General features: G+C 41.8%; 14 protein-coding genes and 2 pseudogenes. 13 read left to right on the top strand and 3 right to left on the bottom strand.

From position 1 onward, the window contains the following. The 3 genes and pseudogenes from JMX63_RS13720 to JMX63_RS13710 form a co-directional block, all read left to right on the top strand. Positions 1 to 129: pseudogene (locus JMX63_RS13720) on the top strand (IS256 family transposase); the annotation flags it as partial. A 185-nt stretch (positions 130 to 314) separates the two neighbouring features. Then, entirely contained in the window at positions 315 to 1,244 is a 930-nt protein-coding gene (gene repM / locus JMX63_RS13715; protein WP_201573006.1) for a replication initiation protein RepM, read from the top strand. A gap of 78 nt (positions 1,245 to 1,322) precedes the next feature. Continuing rightward, on the top strand, positions 1,323 to 1,853 hold the full coding sequence (locus JMX63_RS13710; protein WP_201573004.1) for a plasmid replication DNA-binding protein: 531 nt from the start codon (positions 1,323 to 1,325) through the stop codon (positions 1,851 to 1,853). Positions 1,854 to 2,042: 189 nt separating this feature from the next. Here the strand turns inward: JMX63_RS13710 and JMX63_RS13705 are convergent, their stop codons facing one another. Both JMX63_RS13705 and JMX63_RS13700 read right to left on the bottom strand, forming a co-directional pair. Further along, positions 2,043 to 2,678, bottom strand: coding sequence for a hypothetical protein (locus JMX63_RS13705; RefSeq protein WP_188137635.1), 636 nt, complete (start codon positions 2,676 to 2,678; stop codon positions 2,043 to 2,045). Between the two features lie 77 nt (positions 2,679 to 2,755). Further along, a protein-coding gene (locus tag JMX63_RS13700; protein WP_201573002.1) for an IS3 family transposase occupies positions 2,756 to 3,834 on the bottom strand; the annotation gives its coding sequence in 2 pieces (ribosomal slippage) (positions 2,756 to 3,582 and positions 3,582 to 3,834; 1,080 coding nt in all). A gap of 210 nt (positions 3,835 to 4,044) precedes the next feature. Between JMX63_RS13700 and JMX63_RS13695 the strand changes: the two genes are divergently transcribed. The 6 genes from JMX63_RS13695 to JMX63_RS13670 are packed head-to-tail and all read left to right on the top strand — an operon-like array spanning position 4,045 to position 10,131. Then, the gene (locus JMX63_RS13695; RefSeq protein WP_201573000.1) at positions 4,045 to 5,535 is read left to right on the top strand and encodes a glutamine synthetase family protein; all 1,491 of its coding nucleotides are present in this window, start codon (positions 4,045 to 4,047) and stop codon (positions 5,533 to 5,535) included. Between the two features lie 15 nt (positions 5,536 to 5,550). Continuing rightward, positions 5,551 to 6,267, top strand: coding sequence for a type 1 glutamine amidotransferase (locus JMX63_RS13690; protein ID WP_201572998.1), 717 nt, complete (start codon positions 5,551 to 5,553; stop codon positions 6,265 to 6,267). A gap of 37 nt (positions 6,268 to 6,304) precedes the next feature. Continuing rightward, complete coding sequence (locus JMX63_RS13685; protein WP_201572995.1) at positions 6,305 to 7,582, top strand: aromatic ring-hydroxylating oxygenase subunit alpha; 1,278 nt, start codon at positions 6,305 to 6,307, stop codon at positions 7,580 to 7,582. A 1-nt stretch (position 7,583) separates the two neighbouring features. Next, on the top strand, positions 7,584 to 8,180 hold the full coding sequence (locus JMX63_RS13680) for an aromatic-ring-hydroxylating dioxygenase subunit beta (protein WP_201572993.1): 597 nt from the start codon (positions 7,584 to 7,586) through the stop codon (positions 8,178 to 8,180). A 10-nt stretch (positions 8,181 to 8,190) separates the two neighbouring features. Beyond that, on the top strand, positions 8,191 to 9,198 hold the full coding sequence (locus tag JMX63_RS13675) for a ferredoxin--NADP reductase (protein ID WP_201572991.1): 1,008 nt from the start codon (positions 8,191 to 8,193) through the stop codon (positions 9,196 to 9,198). Between the two features lie 18 nt (positions 9,199 to 9,216). Then, positions 9,217 to 10,131, top strand: a complete 915-nt coding sequence (locus tag JMX63_RS13670; protein ID WP_201572989.1) for a LysR family transcriptional regulator — start codon at positions 9,217 to 9,219, stop codon at positions 10,129 to 10,131. A gap of 80 nt (positions 10,132 to 10,211) precedes the next feature. Here JMX63_RS13670 and JMX63_RS13665 read toward each other — a convergent pair. Next, positions 10,212 to 11,371 (bottom strand): IS3 family transposase gene (locus JMX63_RS13665; protein WP_153310065.1). Its coding sequence is split into 2 segments (ribosomal slippage): positions 10,212 to 11,137 and positions 11,137 to 11,371, totalling 1,161 coding nucleotides; the frame shifts between segments, so codons are not numbered across the junction. 208 nt (positions 11,372 to 11,579) lie between these two features. Between JMX63_RS13665 and JMX63_RS13660 the strand changes: the two genes are divergently transcribed. The 4 genes and pseudogenes from JMX63_RS13660 to JMX63_RS14765 all read left to right on the top strand — a co-directional run. After that, positions 11,580 to 12,914, top strand: coding sequence for an ISNCY family transposase (locus JMX63_RS13660; RefSeq protein WP_180185717.1), 1,335 nt, complete (start codon positions 11,580 to 11,582; stop codon positions 12,912 to 12,914). Positions 12,915 to 13,066: 152 nt separating this feature from the next. Further along, positions 13,067 to 13,360, top strand: coding sequence for a type II toxin-antitoxin system RelB/DinJ family antitoxin (locus tag JMX63_RS13655; RefSeq protein WP_001277151.1), 294 nt, complete (start codon positions 13,067 to 13,069; stop codon positions 13,358 to 13,360). Further along, entirely contained in the window at positions 13,353 to 13,634 is a 282-nt protein-coding gene (locus JMX63_RS13650; RefSeq protein WP_001129137.1) for a type II toxin-antitoxin system YafQ family toxin, read from the top strand. The genes JMX63_RS13655 and JMX63_RS13650 overlap by 8 nt, the downstream gene beginning before the upstream one ends. Positions 13,635 to 13,729: 95 nt before the next feature. Continuing rightward, positions 13,730 to 13,799: pseudogene (locus JMX63_RS14765) on the top strand (transposase); the annotation flags it as partial.

The following is a 13,799-nucleotide window of genomic DNA, read 5'->3' as shown; positions in this document are numbered from 1 at the left end:
CAAAAAGTGGTGTACTTAGCAACCCAGCAGGCATCCAAAAAGTGGTCGATGCCAATCCGTAACTGGACGTCTGCTCTGAATCGTTTTATGATTATGTTTGATGACCGTATCAGCAAGCATTTAATCTAAACGGCAGTTACACAGAATTCGGGATGGTCTCTATACAAAAGGGTTTCCTCGGCTATATAGCAACGTTTCCTCGGCTATATAGCAACGTTTCCTCGGCTATATAGCAACGTTTCCTCGGTATTTGACAACGCATTTTTATTATGTTGTTATAGCAACATAATAAAACCGTTGCTATATAAAACAACATGACAGACTTAGTCGTAAAATCAAATAAACTTGTTCAAGCCTTACAGACTCTAACCTTAAGTGAAACTCGTCTTTTACAGCTTGCTATTGTAGATGCTCGAGAAACAGGACAAGGTTTATCAACTGATGAACCATTAGAACTAAGTGCCATTAGATATGCGAAAGCTTTTAATGTTTCTCCAGATGCTGCTTATTTAGCTTTAATTGAAGCAGAAGACTCACTATTTAAGCGACAGTTCACAATTACAAATGAAGATGGAAGTCTAACGAAAAGTCGTTGGATTCAAGATGCAAACTATAGAAAAGGTGAAGGTCGAATTCTCGTTACCTTAACGCGTGTAGTTATCGAACATGTCACTAAAATAGATGGGTTTGAACAATATTTCACAAGCTATCATCTACGAAAAACATCTGAATTTAAAAGCGTCTATGCAGTTCGTCTGTACGAATTATTAATGCAGTGGAAATCTATAGGGAAGACCCCTCTTTTTGAATTAAATAAATTCCGTAGCCAATTGGGTATCGGTGTAAACGAATACACCAGAATGGAAGCATTTAAGAGACGTGTACTTGATATTGCTATAGATCAAATTAATGAGTTTTCAGATATCAATCTGAAGTATGAACAGCATAAAAAAGGACGCTCAATTTCAGGTTTTTCATTCAGTTTTAAACAAAAGAAATTAACTCATGAGCATATCGGGAGTAAGAGAGATCCTAATACTTTAGATGCCTTCTCAAAAATGACCGATAAACAACGCCATTTGTTTGCTAATAAACTTTCCGAACTACCAGAGATGGGACGATATTCAGAAGGTACTGAGAGCTATCAGCAATTTGCTGTACGTGTCGCTGACATGCTTCAAGACCCTACTAAATTTGAAGAGTTACATCCTTACCTTCAAAAAGTCGGGTTTAAAGCTGCCTAAATTATAGACTTGATCATTTGTCTATTAGACAGTCTAATAGACACCCAATTTTGACAAGTTTAGGCATAGGTTTACAGCATGAAAACCCTTACAGTTCTTGAACTTTCCAAGCTGTACAACATCAATAGACAAACAATTTATAACAACATAAAGAAAGGAATTTTAAGTAAAAATTCTGATAATAAAATTGATCTAGCAGAAGCCATACGCGTTTTTGGGGAACCAGTTAAAAAACAGGATGTAAAAGAACCTGTAAAAATAGACAGTCCAAATTCGGCAGAAGTTTTACTGCTTAGACAACAAATAGACATGCTAAAAAATCAGCTTGACGATGCCAAAGATCGGGAATCTTTCTATCAAAACCAAATTGAAACGATGCAACGCCTATTAGAAGCCCCAAAACCTAATATGACTACGTTTACCGATCAAGAACCCGTGCAAGCAAGCATGGTCAAAACAGATCCCGAACCGGACACAGCAGAAGCTAAACATGACGGATTGACTACTCCGGAGCAGATGGAAAATAAGCGGATTCCAGTGCCGGAGCAAGTTGAGCAGGAACCGGAGAAAAGGGGCTTTTGGAGCCGTTTTTTTAGACCCTATGATTAACCACGATTGTTTAACTGATATGAACAAAGTCGTGAAACTTTGATTAAATAACAATCGTGGAACGTGAAAAATCATAAAAAAAGCCCATTCGGTGGCGATTGGGCTATAAACTAGAAACTACAGCATTGATTTCTATAGATAATTATAACGAATTTCGTATAAGGTGTATTATGTTAATTTTAGGAAAACTTAAGATCTACCATGTGAATTTTGATAAATTTTTTCATAGAAAAATTTTAAATGAGTTGTACCTGTATATCTAAATCCACCTGATGCTAACGGAACAGGTGATAAGAATTTGTATCCTACTAACTCAAAGTCTCCTCCAATAAATCCATCATCTGATTTATTAGTTGCAATCAAAAGAAGTTGTTGTTCATAACAGTATTTGATCTGAGTCAGAAGATGTGAAGTTAATCTAGGAATTACATGAACATATTCTAAGAATTTTTCTCTAGAAATTTCTTTAGCATCATATAGTAATGTGACTCTAGCTAGCATTTGTGCATGATTTACTAGATAGCTAGTATCTAAAGCATTTATTATTTCCATTCCCATTTCAACGTTACTTTTATCTTTAAAGATTTTTAAGATATCTCCTGGATCTCTGCTCTCACATTCCTCAATAAAATATAGGAATTGCTGTGCTCTTTTATTTAATTGATATTGAGTAAAACCTTGATAGATACCCTTCAGAGCACTAACTATAGGGAATGCTTTAATAACCTCTTCTAAAGCATTTTCAGTTGTATTTAGTAAAACGTTATCTACCAAATTTTCACTAACTTCTGAAGTTATTCCTAATATTTGATTTTTAGCATTCATTAACTTATATCCAAGATCAAACTACTAATTGACCTTTCCCCTGAATTAGCACCACCGGCTCGATGAGATTTCTCACGTTACGCCGCTCGTCGAGCGTATTCAACTGGCGGCAAATAGTTTAGTGAGCTGTGCGGTCGAACATGGTTGTAATGCTCCCTCCATGAATCGATTTCTACACGCGCCTCGTCCATCGTTCTGAACCAGGATCGATTCAGACATTCATTCCGGAATTTCCCATTCAAGCTCTCCACGAACGCGTTTTGGGTAGGTTTGCCGGGTTGAATGAAGCCCAGAGTTACGCTGGTTTCTTTGCTCCAAAAAAACATCGCCTTGCTGGTGAATTCTGTACCGTTATCACAGATTATTTTTCGCGGTTGACCTCTGTGCTCGCAAAGCTGCGCCAGGAAGCGCGCTACCTGGCACCCGCTGATCGATACTGCCACTAACTGTCCAACCATTTCGCGAGAGAAATCATCCACCACGTTCAGCACCCGGAAACGGCGACCATTAGCCAACTGATCAGAAACAAAGTCCATAGACCAACGCTCGTTGACGGCCCCAGGAACTTCGAGTGGTTGCCGAGGGCGCTGTAGCTTCTTACGTCGCTTGGTACGCACCTGAAGCCTTTCTTCGGTATATATCCGATACGTGCGCTTGCGGTTGATCACCAAGCCCTCGGTCTTCAGCAAGCTGTGCAAAAACAGGTAGCCATAGGCAGACTGCTGCGCAGCAAGCTCTCTGAGCCGCTCTCTCAAGACGTGGTCGTTCCTAGCCCGGGCTTGATACCGAAACGCGCTACGAGAAATGCCTACAAGCTGGCAGGCGCTCCGTTCACTGATTCGATGCTGCTCAATCAAGTGCCGGGCGGCTGTCTTTCGGCCTGCAGGCGTCACCACTTTTTTGAGAGCACGTCCTTCATCGCTTCAACTTCGAGCAGCTTGTCTGCCAACAGCTTTTTGAGCTTGTTGTTCTCTGATTCCAGCTCGCGCAAGCGCTTGGCTTCGTTCACCTCCAAGCCAGCGTACTTGCTACGCCAGTTGTAGAACGTGCCGCTGGATATGCTGAGCTTGCGGCAAATATCGTCGACCTTGGCTCCGGCTTCATGCTCCTTGATGGCGCCAATGATCTGTTCTTCGGTGTATCGCGTCTTCTTCATATCGAGATCTCCATCGTGCTAGGTTAGCGGGAAATCTCATCGAATTCATGGTGCGGAATTTGGGGGAAAGGTCACGACTACCCTCCCCGCGCAGCATTTTTGCAAAACGGTTTTGCACAGATGTTATAGAACGGGGTGTAAAAACTAACTAAAATAGAAATATTGACATGCGTCAACAAGTGCTCGAAAAATCATACAAAGGAATGTCCCATGAGTGAGAAATTAGATTTTATAACGAAAAATAATCTTTGGACAGATAAGCAGCGAGATGCAGCCGACAAAGTTCTCGCAGAAATTGATTCTTTAGGGCTTGAGATGATTCGGCTTTCTTGGGCCGATCAATACGGTCTCCTTAGAGGCAAATCACTCACGGTTGCATCGCTTAAATCAGCCTTTAAAGAAGGGTCAGAAGTTACGATGGCACCTTTCTTTTTCGACCTAGTCAGCTCAATAGTTTTCAACCCATTTACTGCTGGTGGTGGCTTCGGAATTGATGAGTTGAGTGGCAGCCCAAGTGTTGTGATGGTTCCAGATCCTACGACGTTCAAGGTCTTACCTTGGGCAGATAAAACCGGCTGGATGCTGGCAGATCTGCATTGGAAATCTGGTGAACCATTCCCATTATGTCCCCGCGGTATCATGAAGAAGGCTGTCAAATCGTTAAGCGATGAAGGTTACTTATTTAAATGCGGTATTGAGCTTGAATGGTACTTGACGAAAATTGTTGATCGCTCACTTTCTCCAGAGAGTTTAGGTGCGCCAGGTGTACAGCCTGATACCATTCAAGTTCAACCCGTGGCGCAAGGGTACTCCTATCTACTTGAACATCACTTAGATCAGGTGGACGATATTATGTCCAAGGTTCGAAAAGGTCTTCTCGAGCTCAATCTGCCTTTGCGCTCAATAGAAGATGAGTGGGCACCAAGCCAAATGGAAACCACGTTTGATGTAATGGAAGGTTTAGAAGCAGCCGATGCAGCGCTACTTATAAAATCGGCCATCAAACAAATATGTTCACGACATGGTTATCACGCAACATTTATGTGCAAGCCGGCGATCAATGGGTTCTTTGCTTCAGGCTGGCATATGCATCAATCACTAGTGGATAAAGATACCCGAAAGAATCTTTTTATACCCTCAGAAGGGGAAGTGGTATCCCCGCTAGGTCGAGCTTATGCTGGTGGATTACTTGCAAATGGTAGTGCCGCCTCGAGTTTCACAACACCAACTGTGAATGGGTATCGAAGACGTCAGCCGTACTCGCTTGCACCAGACCGAAGAGCTTGGGCGAAAGATAACCGGGCAGCGATGGTCCGTGTAATTTCTGCAACAGGCGATCCGGCTAGCCGGATCGAAAATCGTATTGGTGAGCCCGGCGCCAACCCTTATTTATATATGGCATCACAAATTGTCTCTGGGCTTGATGGCATTAAAAACAAAAAGGATCCCGGCGAGTTGCAAGAGTCTCCTTATGATGCACAAGTACCAATGCTGCCAACGACTTTGGCTGAGGCTCTGGATGCTCTTGAGCACGATTCGGAGTTGTTTAGAAGCTGCTTTGGCGACACCTTTATTAAATATTGGCTGCAATTAAGAAGATCCGAGTGGGCAAGATTTCTCGATGCTGAAGGTGCTGAGGCTGCTGAGCCTACAGGTGCTGTCACGCAGTGGGAACAAAAAGAATACTTCAACTTACTGTGATTTTCAGAGGTCAATATGTCTAAACGCTTTGCATTATTGTGGTGCTCTGAAGAAGAGCGCTTTGACTATAGGGAAGAAATGATAAGCGCTTTTAAAACAGAAGATTCCGAATGGGATGTTATAAGTGGATTTTCAGATCTAAGCAATATCATTGATAATTATGATGGGTTTGTTGTAAGTGGGAGCGAGTATTCAGTAAATGAGGACCGAAATCGGTTCTCGGGATTGTTTCAATTTATTCGAACTGCATATGATCAAAGGAAACCCATCGTAGGTATCTGTTTTGGCTGCCAAGCGCTCGCAGTGGCGCTTGGAGGGGTCGTGGGTCTGAATCCTAGCCAACAATTTAGATTTGGGGTTGACGAGATAAGGTTTTTGAATGATGTGAATGGCAAAATTGGAGTCACCGAAACAAATGTCAAACTTGTTGAGAGTCATGGGGAATGTGTACTTGAATGCCCTCCAGGAGCAGTTTTACTCGGAAATTCAGAATCCACTGAAGTGGAAATATTCAGTTTTGGAAGCCATGTTATTGGGTTTCAGGGGCACCCGGAATTAAGCAGAGATACAGTTGAGAACGAATTCTTAAAAGTTCACCTCGAAGACGGAAATCTGCAAGAAGACCAAGTCCATGGATTCAATAAAGAATTAAAGGGTTACGAACCTCCTGAATCAATACGGCAGTTGATAAAGGACGTTTTGCACAAGAATGTTGACTTCCAGAACCTTTGAGGTGATGCATGAAAAATATAAACAAGCGAGGTGATGCATGAAAAATATAAACAAGCTTATCCAGCCGGGACGTGTACATAGGTCAGTTTATACTGATTCTGAAATATATGATGCGGAAATGGAGAATATATTCAGAGCTAACTGGGTGTTCTTGCTGCATGAAAGTCAAATTCCAAATGTTAACGACTTTCAGACCATTCGAGTTGGTGGGCGACCTTTGATAGTTGTGAGAAAGGGTGATGATGATTTTCAAGTACTATTGAACCGATGCCCCCATAGAGGCGCAAAAGTCTGCCGAAACAGTTCCGGAAACTCAAAGACATTTACTTGTCCTTACCATGGCTGGAAATTCAAAAACTCCGGGAAAGCATTTGTCATCCCAGGACAGGATGCTTATGGAGATTGCTTCGATAAAGACAGTTTTTCTATGACAGCACTTCCTAGAGTTGAAAGTTATAGAGGTTTTATATTCGGATCTGGTAATGAAAGTGCTGTTAGTCTAGAAGAACATCTCGGAAACGCTCGTAAGTACCTTGATGAATGGCTAAATCAAGGTGGTGACATAAGAGTTTCTAACTCAGTTCAACGTTATGAAATCCACTGCAATTGGAAATTGATTTTTGACAATGCCGGGGATGGATATCACGTTCCGTTCTCCCACCAATCTCTAATACAGATGACCACGCTTAGACACGGTGGCGGAGATATGCAGTATTTTGGGAGCGCTGATGAGACCGAAATGAAGGTTTATTCATTGGGAAATGGCCACTCAGTAATAGATCAGCGGCCTGAGATGTATAAAACCTCCGCATGGAATCAACAACGCCCTCAACCCGGACGGGAAAGTTTCGAAAGTAACGTCCGAAGCCATCATAGCGAACCAGAAAAGACTTTGGATATGGCAGTTGGAGCGGGTATGAATTTAAATATATTCCCTAACTTGCTGTTGATCGGAAACCAAATTCAAGTAATCGATCCACTCTCGGTTAATAAAACGGTTTTACATTGGTATGCAACTTTACTTGATGATGAGGATGAAGAGCTAAATGCTATTCGGATGCGCACCCAAGAAGATTTTCCAATTATGGGTGAGGTCGATGATGCGGCAAATTTTGAGTCCTGCCAAGAAGGTCTTGAATCTATGCCGGAGATTGAATGGGTTGACATCAGTCGACACATGAATGATGCAGAAGGTGCTGGTTACGATAATATTTTGACGAACAAACCGACGTCTGAGATTCATAGTCGTAGTTATTTTGATACCTGGAAACGACTAATGACTGAGGAACCTGATAGCGAAAACTTGGAGGTATAAAATGACTAATAATAGTGAACTTCCTATGAAAATTGCGGATTCAAGTGTGGTGGATCTATCTTATTACAAAGAAGTTAAGAGCTACTCTGATTTTTTCTGGAACATTTCGAATCTTGGAGATCCTATACACGACAATAAGATAGAAATGTTAGTGGCAAAAGAAGCCCGGCTTTTAGACCAGCAGAGCTTTGATGAATGGCTTTCACTATTCCTTGAAAGTGGTTGCTACTGGATTCCTGGGAGCTCTCCTGCTGAGTCACCTGCTGAGGAAGTCACCCTGGAGTTTCACGATATCAGACGGCTTAAGGACAGGATTGTAAGGATACAAACAGGTTTCGCGTATTCGCAGATACCGATCTCGAGCACTAGTAGGGTAACTGGGATTCCAGAAATATGGAAGGTACCGGGGTCAAGCGAGGGGTTTTTGGTTAGAACAAGCTTTATTGTGTTTGAAAGCCGAGATGGCAAGTCTCAAGTTTTAAGTGGTTGGTATGGTTATGTAATTATTAAGGATAATGATGAGCTGAAAATAAAGATGAAGCAGATAAATTTGAACGACTGCCTTTCGCCGCAAGGCAATAATTCCTTTTTTCTATAGTAGGTCTTAAATGAATATATTAAAGTTTCGAGTTATTAATAAGATAGCGGAAACGAAGGAGTCGTTTTCATTTGTATTAAAGCCTTTGTGCGAGGTTCCTCCTGAGCACGTGCCAGGCAAGTACCTACCAATAAAAATTCGTACTGGTAAAAGTCTATTATTCCGATCTTACTCATTATCTTCTGCGGCTGCGGCCAATGAGGACTTTAAGATCACGGTCAAGCGAGAAAATGGCGGTAGAGGGTCGAACTGGCTGTGTGATAATGTTAATGTTGGCGATTTGGTCGAGACACTCCCTCCTGCGGGCGAGTTTTACCCGCAGAACTGGGAAAGAGACTTTATTTTTTTTGCAGGGGGTAGTGGTATAACTCCTGTTATTTCTATTATAAAAACAGCACTAATTAAATATAACAATAGGATGAAATTGTTTTATGCTAACTCATCTAAGGATTCTGTTATATTTCGTGAAGAGTTGAAGGAGCTCTCTTTGGCTCATCCAGAGCGATTTGACATTGAATTCTGGTCAGATGATGAGAAGGGCATCCCGACATCGAGTGCGTTTGAACAATATGTTGACGATACTTCCGAGGTTGAATATTTTTTATGTGGACCTGCCCCCTTCATGGGAGGTGTAGAGAATTTTTTGATCGAGTCTAAAGTCCCACCTGGACTGATAACCAAGGAGTCTTTTGCTGGGAGTGTTTCTGATGATAATGGCGATAAAAATGAAAGCAAAGAAAAGAATTTTGCCGTTTCTGTTCTTTTAAATGGCAGTCGGACAGAAGTTATGTGCTCTGAAGATAACTTTATTTTAAAAGAGATAATAAATGCCGGAGTTAACGTGCCCAATTCCTGTGGTGCAGGAAATTGTGGATCCTGCATGTGCAGTCTGCTAAGTGGCGATGTAGTTCTGGAGGAAAATACGGTTTTGGATCCCTCTGATGAAGAGGATGGCTGGATATTAGCGTGTCGCTCTAAGCCCAAGTCAAGGTTTATAGAGATATCTTTTGACGAATAAAGCCAAGTGAGGGGTGCTATGCCTCAAAATCTGAGTTATGACAGCGCTAATTGGGATAATGTTAAGGCATTTTTGGCCCTATATAGAGAGCGGGACTATCAGGCCGCTGCCGAAAGCCTAGGGATCGACGGTTCTACGTTACGAAGAAAGATACAAAGTTTAGAGGCCTTTTTAGGATATTCGTTATTCGTCAGAGAAAATAATCGGTGGGCTTTGGCGCCAGGGACGGAAGATGTGCTAAAAGCTGCAGTAGATATGGAAAGCGCAACGCGTCTTTTCTTTGGTCTGACTCCGGGGGATAAGGGTGGAGTGATTAAAGTTTCTATCCCCTTTGTACTGGTAAATCAGTTTTCAGATGTGCTGATAGCATTTAGAAAAATCTACCCAGAGTTTACATTCGATATTTCTAGTGATGCGCGTTTTGTTGACTTGGAGCGTGAGGGTTTCGATTTTGCAATACGGTTGGCGCGTCCCATTTCCAATATGAATAGTTTAAAGATAAAACGGCTTGGTACATTCGGTCTTGGGGTTTTTGGTTCGGCTTCATATATAGATGATATTGTTGATGAATTTGGTAAGGACGCGTTAAGAGATAAGTCTGATCTTATAAAGACGGGCATTGGCTTCTCATATAAGACTCATGATTTTGTTTTTGGCCTGTTAGATTGGGAACAGCTTGGTTTTTATGGAAATATAAAGATTATGTGTGATGATTTGGAGTCTTGCGCTAGATTTTGTGATAAAGGTGCCGGCCTTGCGATACTCCCGAAATTTTTGGCACATCGCTATCCGAATATGTCCTGTGTTTATGACGCGTCGGATACGCTTATGGCTGAGCTTTGGCTAATAAGCCGGCTCGATATGAAAAGCGATTGGCAAGTTGTTCTTGGAAATATGCTGTCTGCGAAAAGTAAAGAGATGGAAGTATCTTAGGTTGTTTATAAATAGTCAATGAAACCTATCGTTGAATATTGATTTGGAGAGACTGCGCTATGGGTGAGTCGTATCTGATCCTAGACAGTATCGTGGACAACCGATCCCTCTAAATTCTTGAAATATTTCTGTTCAAAGGCTTCTGGACTTAACCAGCCATTTGCAGAATGCCTTCTGATTCGATTGTAGTAAACTTCAATATACTCAAACAAGATAGCATTTGCCTCTTTTCTCGTAGAAAATACACTGCCATGTACTACATGCCCCTTCAGGGTATGGAAGAAGCTTTCGGTCACTGCATTGTCCCAACAGTTTCCTCGTCTAGACATGCTTTGAATACAGTTATTCGTCAATAATAGCGCCCTAAAATCACGACTACAGTACTGACTACCTTGATCCGAATGCACCATGACACTCGTTGGATAACCCTGACGAGCCATTGCATAATTAAACGCATCACACACCAATTGGCGGTCTATTCGATGGCTGGTTTGCCAACCCACAATACGACGGCTGAATAGATCTAGCATCACACATAAATACAGCCAGCCTTCTTTAGTGCGGATATAGGTAATATCCGTTGTCCAAACTTTATTAGGCTGAGTAACTGTAAATTGGCGATCCAACAAATTTGGTGCTGTAGACAAACGATGATTTGAATCAGTCGTATGCTTGTATTTACGTGCAATCCTACTACATAAACCAAGCTTTTTTAGCATCCTTCCAACGGTACGTTCGCTCATGCGATAACCTAAATCATGCATGTCATGTACCAATGACGGTGCACCCAAGCGCGCATGATGCTGCCAATATACAACTTTTAAATCATTGTATTTCTGCGCTGTATTGGTCTGGCGTTTTCGCCAGGCATAATAGCCTGAAGTGCTGACATCTAGGCATTTACAGACAGAAGACACAGTGACTTCATTCACATCCATATCTTGAATTACCGTGTACTTTTCTTGGCATGATCTGTCAGAAAGTACACATGCGCTTTTTTTAAGATGTGATTGGCTTCCTTGAGCTGTTTGACTTCTTTCTCTAATTCCAAGATCCGCTGTTGTTCAGGAGAAAGTTGACGTTTGCTTGAACCTGCCGGATTGGTTTCACGAATCCATTTATCTAATGTTGAATAACCCACACCTAATTTCTGGGCGATTGCAGCTACAGACTCGTGTGAGTTTGAAAGTGCATAATCAATCGCTTGCTGTTTAAATTCGGGACTAAAACGTTTAGCCATTTCTTGAATCTCCAAAGATTAAAGTTACGTTATCTTTAGAGGGACGTGCTGTCCATTATTTTGTCTAGGATCAAAATGACCCATTTAACATAATGGGCGTTATACGAAGTGCATTTGTTAGAACCCATTTAAAGTGTCTATATTCTCACCAATAAAAATGTCTGGTTTATGATGGTTTTTATCACCATGGACTGGATATAAAATATAGATGCTGATCACTATGTCTGACAAAGAAATTCAACGTCTTGCAGTTCTGCAAGACGTTCGAGATCATCGTATTACCCAAGTCCGTGCTGCTGAAATCCTGAATCTTTCCACCCGTCAAATTACCCGGTTATTGCAGAAGCTCAATCAAGATGGTGTTTCAGGCATGACGCATGCCAGTCGTGGTCAACCGGGCCATCATCGCCATGACGATTTATTAAAATCGCAATGTCTTTCCATTATTTCTGAACATCTGCTGGGCTTTGGACCTACCTTGGCGCATGAGAAGCTCAGCAGCATGTTTGACCTGAATATCCCGGTAGAAACGGTTCGGCGCTGGATGACTGCAAATGACCTTTGGATTCCGCGATCCAAACGTCTAAAACGCCCATACCAGCCACGCTATAACCGTGATTGCTTCGGTGAGCTGATCCAGATTGATGGCTCATATCATGACTGGTTTGAAGGAAGAGCCACCAAATGCTGTTTGCTGGTTTATATCGATGATGCTACCGGCAAGCTGTTGCATCTGCGCTTTTGTGAGGCTGAAACGACCTTTGACTATATGCTTTCAACCCGAGCCTACATTGAGCAATACGGCAAGCCCTTGGCCTTTTATAGCGATAAACACTCGGTATTTAGAGTCAACCAGAAATCCAGGCAAGACAGCCAGATCACGCAATTTGGGCGGATTCTGAATGAGTTAAACATTGATATTATCTTCGCCAATTCACCCCAGGCCAAAGGTCGCGTAGAGCGAGCGAATAGAACCCTTCAGGACCGTTTGATCAAGGAGATGCGCCTGGAAGGCATCTGTTCGATTGCAGAAGCAAATGCCTGGTTGCCCTGCTTTATTGAGCAGTTCAATCAGAAGTTCGCCAAATGTGCGCGAAACTCAAAGAACCTGCATCGACCATTAACCGAATCTGATCTTGAACTGGATGATATTTTTACCTGGCAGGAACCGCGTAAGGTCACCAAGAACCTGACGATTACCTATGACAAATGTATTTATCTGCTTGAACCGACAGAGCTGAATCATAAGCTTGCTGGGCAATACATTTCATTTCTGGAGTATCCGGATGGCACTGTGGCCCTCATGCATGAAGGACGAAAGCTCAACTACAGCATCTTCAATAAATTGGCTGGGCTGCAGCAAAATGAGATTGTTGAGAATAAACGGTTAGGTTCAGTCCTGGCGCATATCCAGCAACAACATGAAGAATTGGAGAAACAGAATAAACGTTCCCGTGCCAAGAAAAGTATGCCGAGCCGTAAAGCTCAGAAAGCTGTTATTGAACAAAGAAATTTAAATCCTGTGCTTGACTCTTGTGGTTAAAAACAGGACATTTTAAATGGTTTTTCGCATAGACATTTTAATTGGTGAATAACATCATTTGTTAGAAACCATTTATTACATCAAAAGTAATGAAAAAGTAAAGGATATGCCTTATATTATCTTTACTTTAATGGTTTTTGAGTGAGGAAATCATGTCCGCAGTCAATTTCAATATGCGCTTAGAAGCAGAGTTAAAAGAACAAGTCACGCCTATTTTGGAAGACTACGGTTTGACTATGCCCCAAGCATTCAAACTGTTCTTGAATCAAATCGTTAAAACTAAGGCGATCCCTTTATCTTTTGACTATGCGCGAGAAACTGCTTTAACTCCTAAAGCAGCAGCCAAGTTACTTCAATCTTTAAAAGAGATTGAAAATGGCGAGTACACCGAGTACGAAACGGTAGAAGAAGCGATTAAAGCTATGTCGGAAGAAGCACATGGCTAAACGTAAGATTATCGTAACCAGTTCTTTTAAACGTGATATTAAAAGACGTTATTTAGAACTGGTTACGGCTGAATGGGCAGAAGTATTAGATTGTTTAGTCGCAAATAATCCTTTGCCTGAAAAATATTTAGATCATCCCTTGAAGGGTGGTGCAGAGTTTAAGAATTGTCGTGATTGTCATGTGAAGCCTGATTTAGTCTTGATTTATAGGCTTGTTGGTGACGATATTTTAGAACTGCATCAGTTGGATAGCCATTCCGAAATTTTTGGATGACTATCGCTCGATGCTTTGAAAGATGGCTTTAGCCATGTTGAGAGTTTCCCAAACTTTGTGTAACTGCTTATAATCCACTAACAGGAGAATAAGCAATGACTAACCAATCTGACATCAAGAAACTGGCTGAGCAAATGGCCAGCAGCATGAAAAGCTTCGATGACA

This window comes from Psychrobacter nivimaris (assembly GCF_904846365.1).
In the GTDB taxonomy this organism is placed as follows: domain Bacteria; phylum Pseudomonadota; class Gammaproteobacteria; order Pseudomonadales; family Moraxellaceae; genus Psychrobacter; species Psychrobacter nivimaris_B.
This window is presented reverse-complemented; position numbering and strand designations above follow the sequence as displayed.

Excerpts from the sequence above, each read along its gene's own strand:
- repM (WP_201573006.1), top strand. The coding sequence starts at position 315 with ATGACAGACTTAGTCGTAAAATCAAATAAACTTGTTCAAGCCTTACAG.
- JMX63_RS13710 (WP_201573004.1), top strand. The coding sequence starts at position 1,323 with ATGAAAACCCTTACAGTTCTTGAACTTTCCAAGCTGTACAACATCAAT.
- JMX63_RS13705 (WP_188137635.1), bottom strand. The coding sequence starts at position 2,678 with ATGAATGCTAAAAATCAAATATTAGGAATAACTTCAGAAGTTAGTGAA.
- JMX63_RS13695 (WP_201573000.1), top strand. The coding sequence starts at position 4,045 with ATGAGTGAGAAATTAGATTTTATAACGAAAAATAATCTTTGGACAGAT.
- JMX63_RS13690 (WP_201572998.1), top strand. The coding sequence starts at position 5,551 with ATGTCTAAACGCTTTGCATTATTGTGGTGCTCTGAAGAAGAGCGCTTT.
- JMX63_RS13685 (WP_201572995.1), top strand. The coding sequence starts at position 6,305 with ATGAAAAATATAAACAAGCTTATCCAGCCGGGACGTGTACATAGGTCA.
- JMX63_RS13680 (WP_201572993.1), top strand. The coding sequence starts at position 7,584 with ATGACTAATAATAGTGAACTTCCTATGAAAATTGCGGATTCAAGTGTG.
- JMX63_RS13675 (WP_201572991.1), top strand. The coding sequence starts at position 8,191 with ATGAATATATTAAAGTTTCGAGTTATTAATAAGATAGCGGAAACGAAG.
- JMX63_RS13670 (WP_201572989.1), top strand. The coding sequence starts at position 9,217 with ATGCCTCAAAATCTGAGTTATGACAGCGCTAATTGGGATAATGTTAAG.
- JMX63_RS13660 (WP_180185717.1), top strand. The coding sequence starts at position 11,580 with ATGCTGATCACTATGTCTGACAAAGAAATTCAACGTCTTGCAGTTCTG.
- JMX63_RS13655 (WP_001277151.1), top strand. The coding sequence starts at position 13,067 with ATGTCCGCAGTCAATTTCAATATGCGCTTAGAAGCAGAGTTAAAAGAA.
- JMX63_RS13650 (WP_001129137.1), top strand. The coding sequence starts at position 13,353 with ATGGCTAAACGTAAGATTATCGTAACCAGTTCTTTTAAACGTGATATT.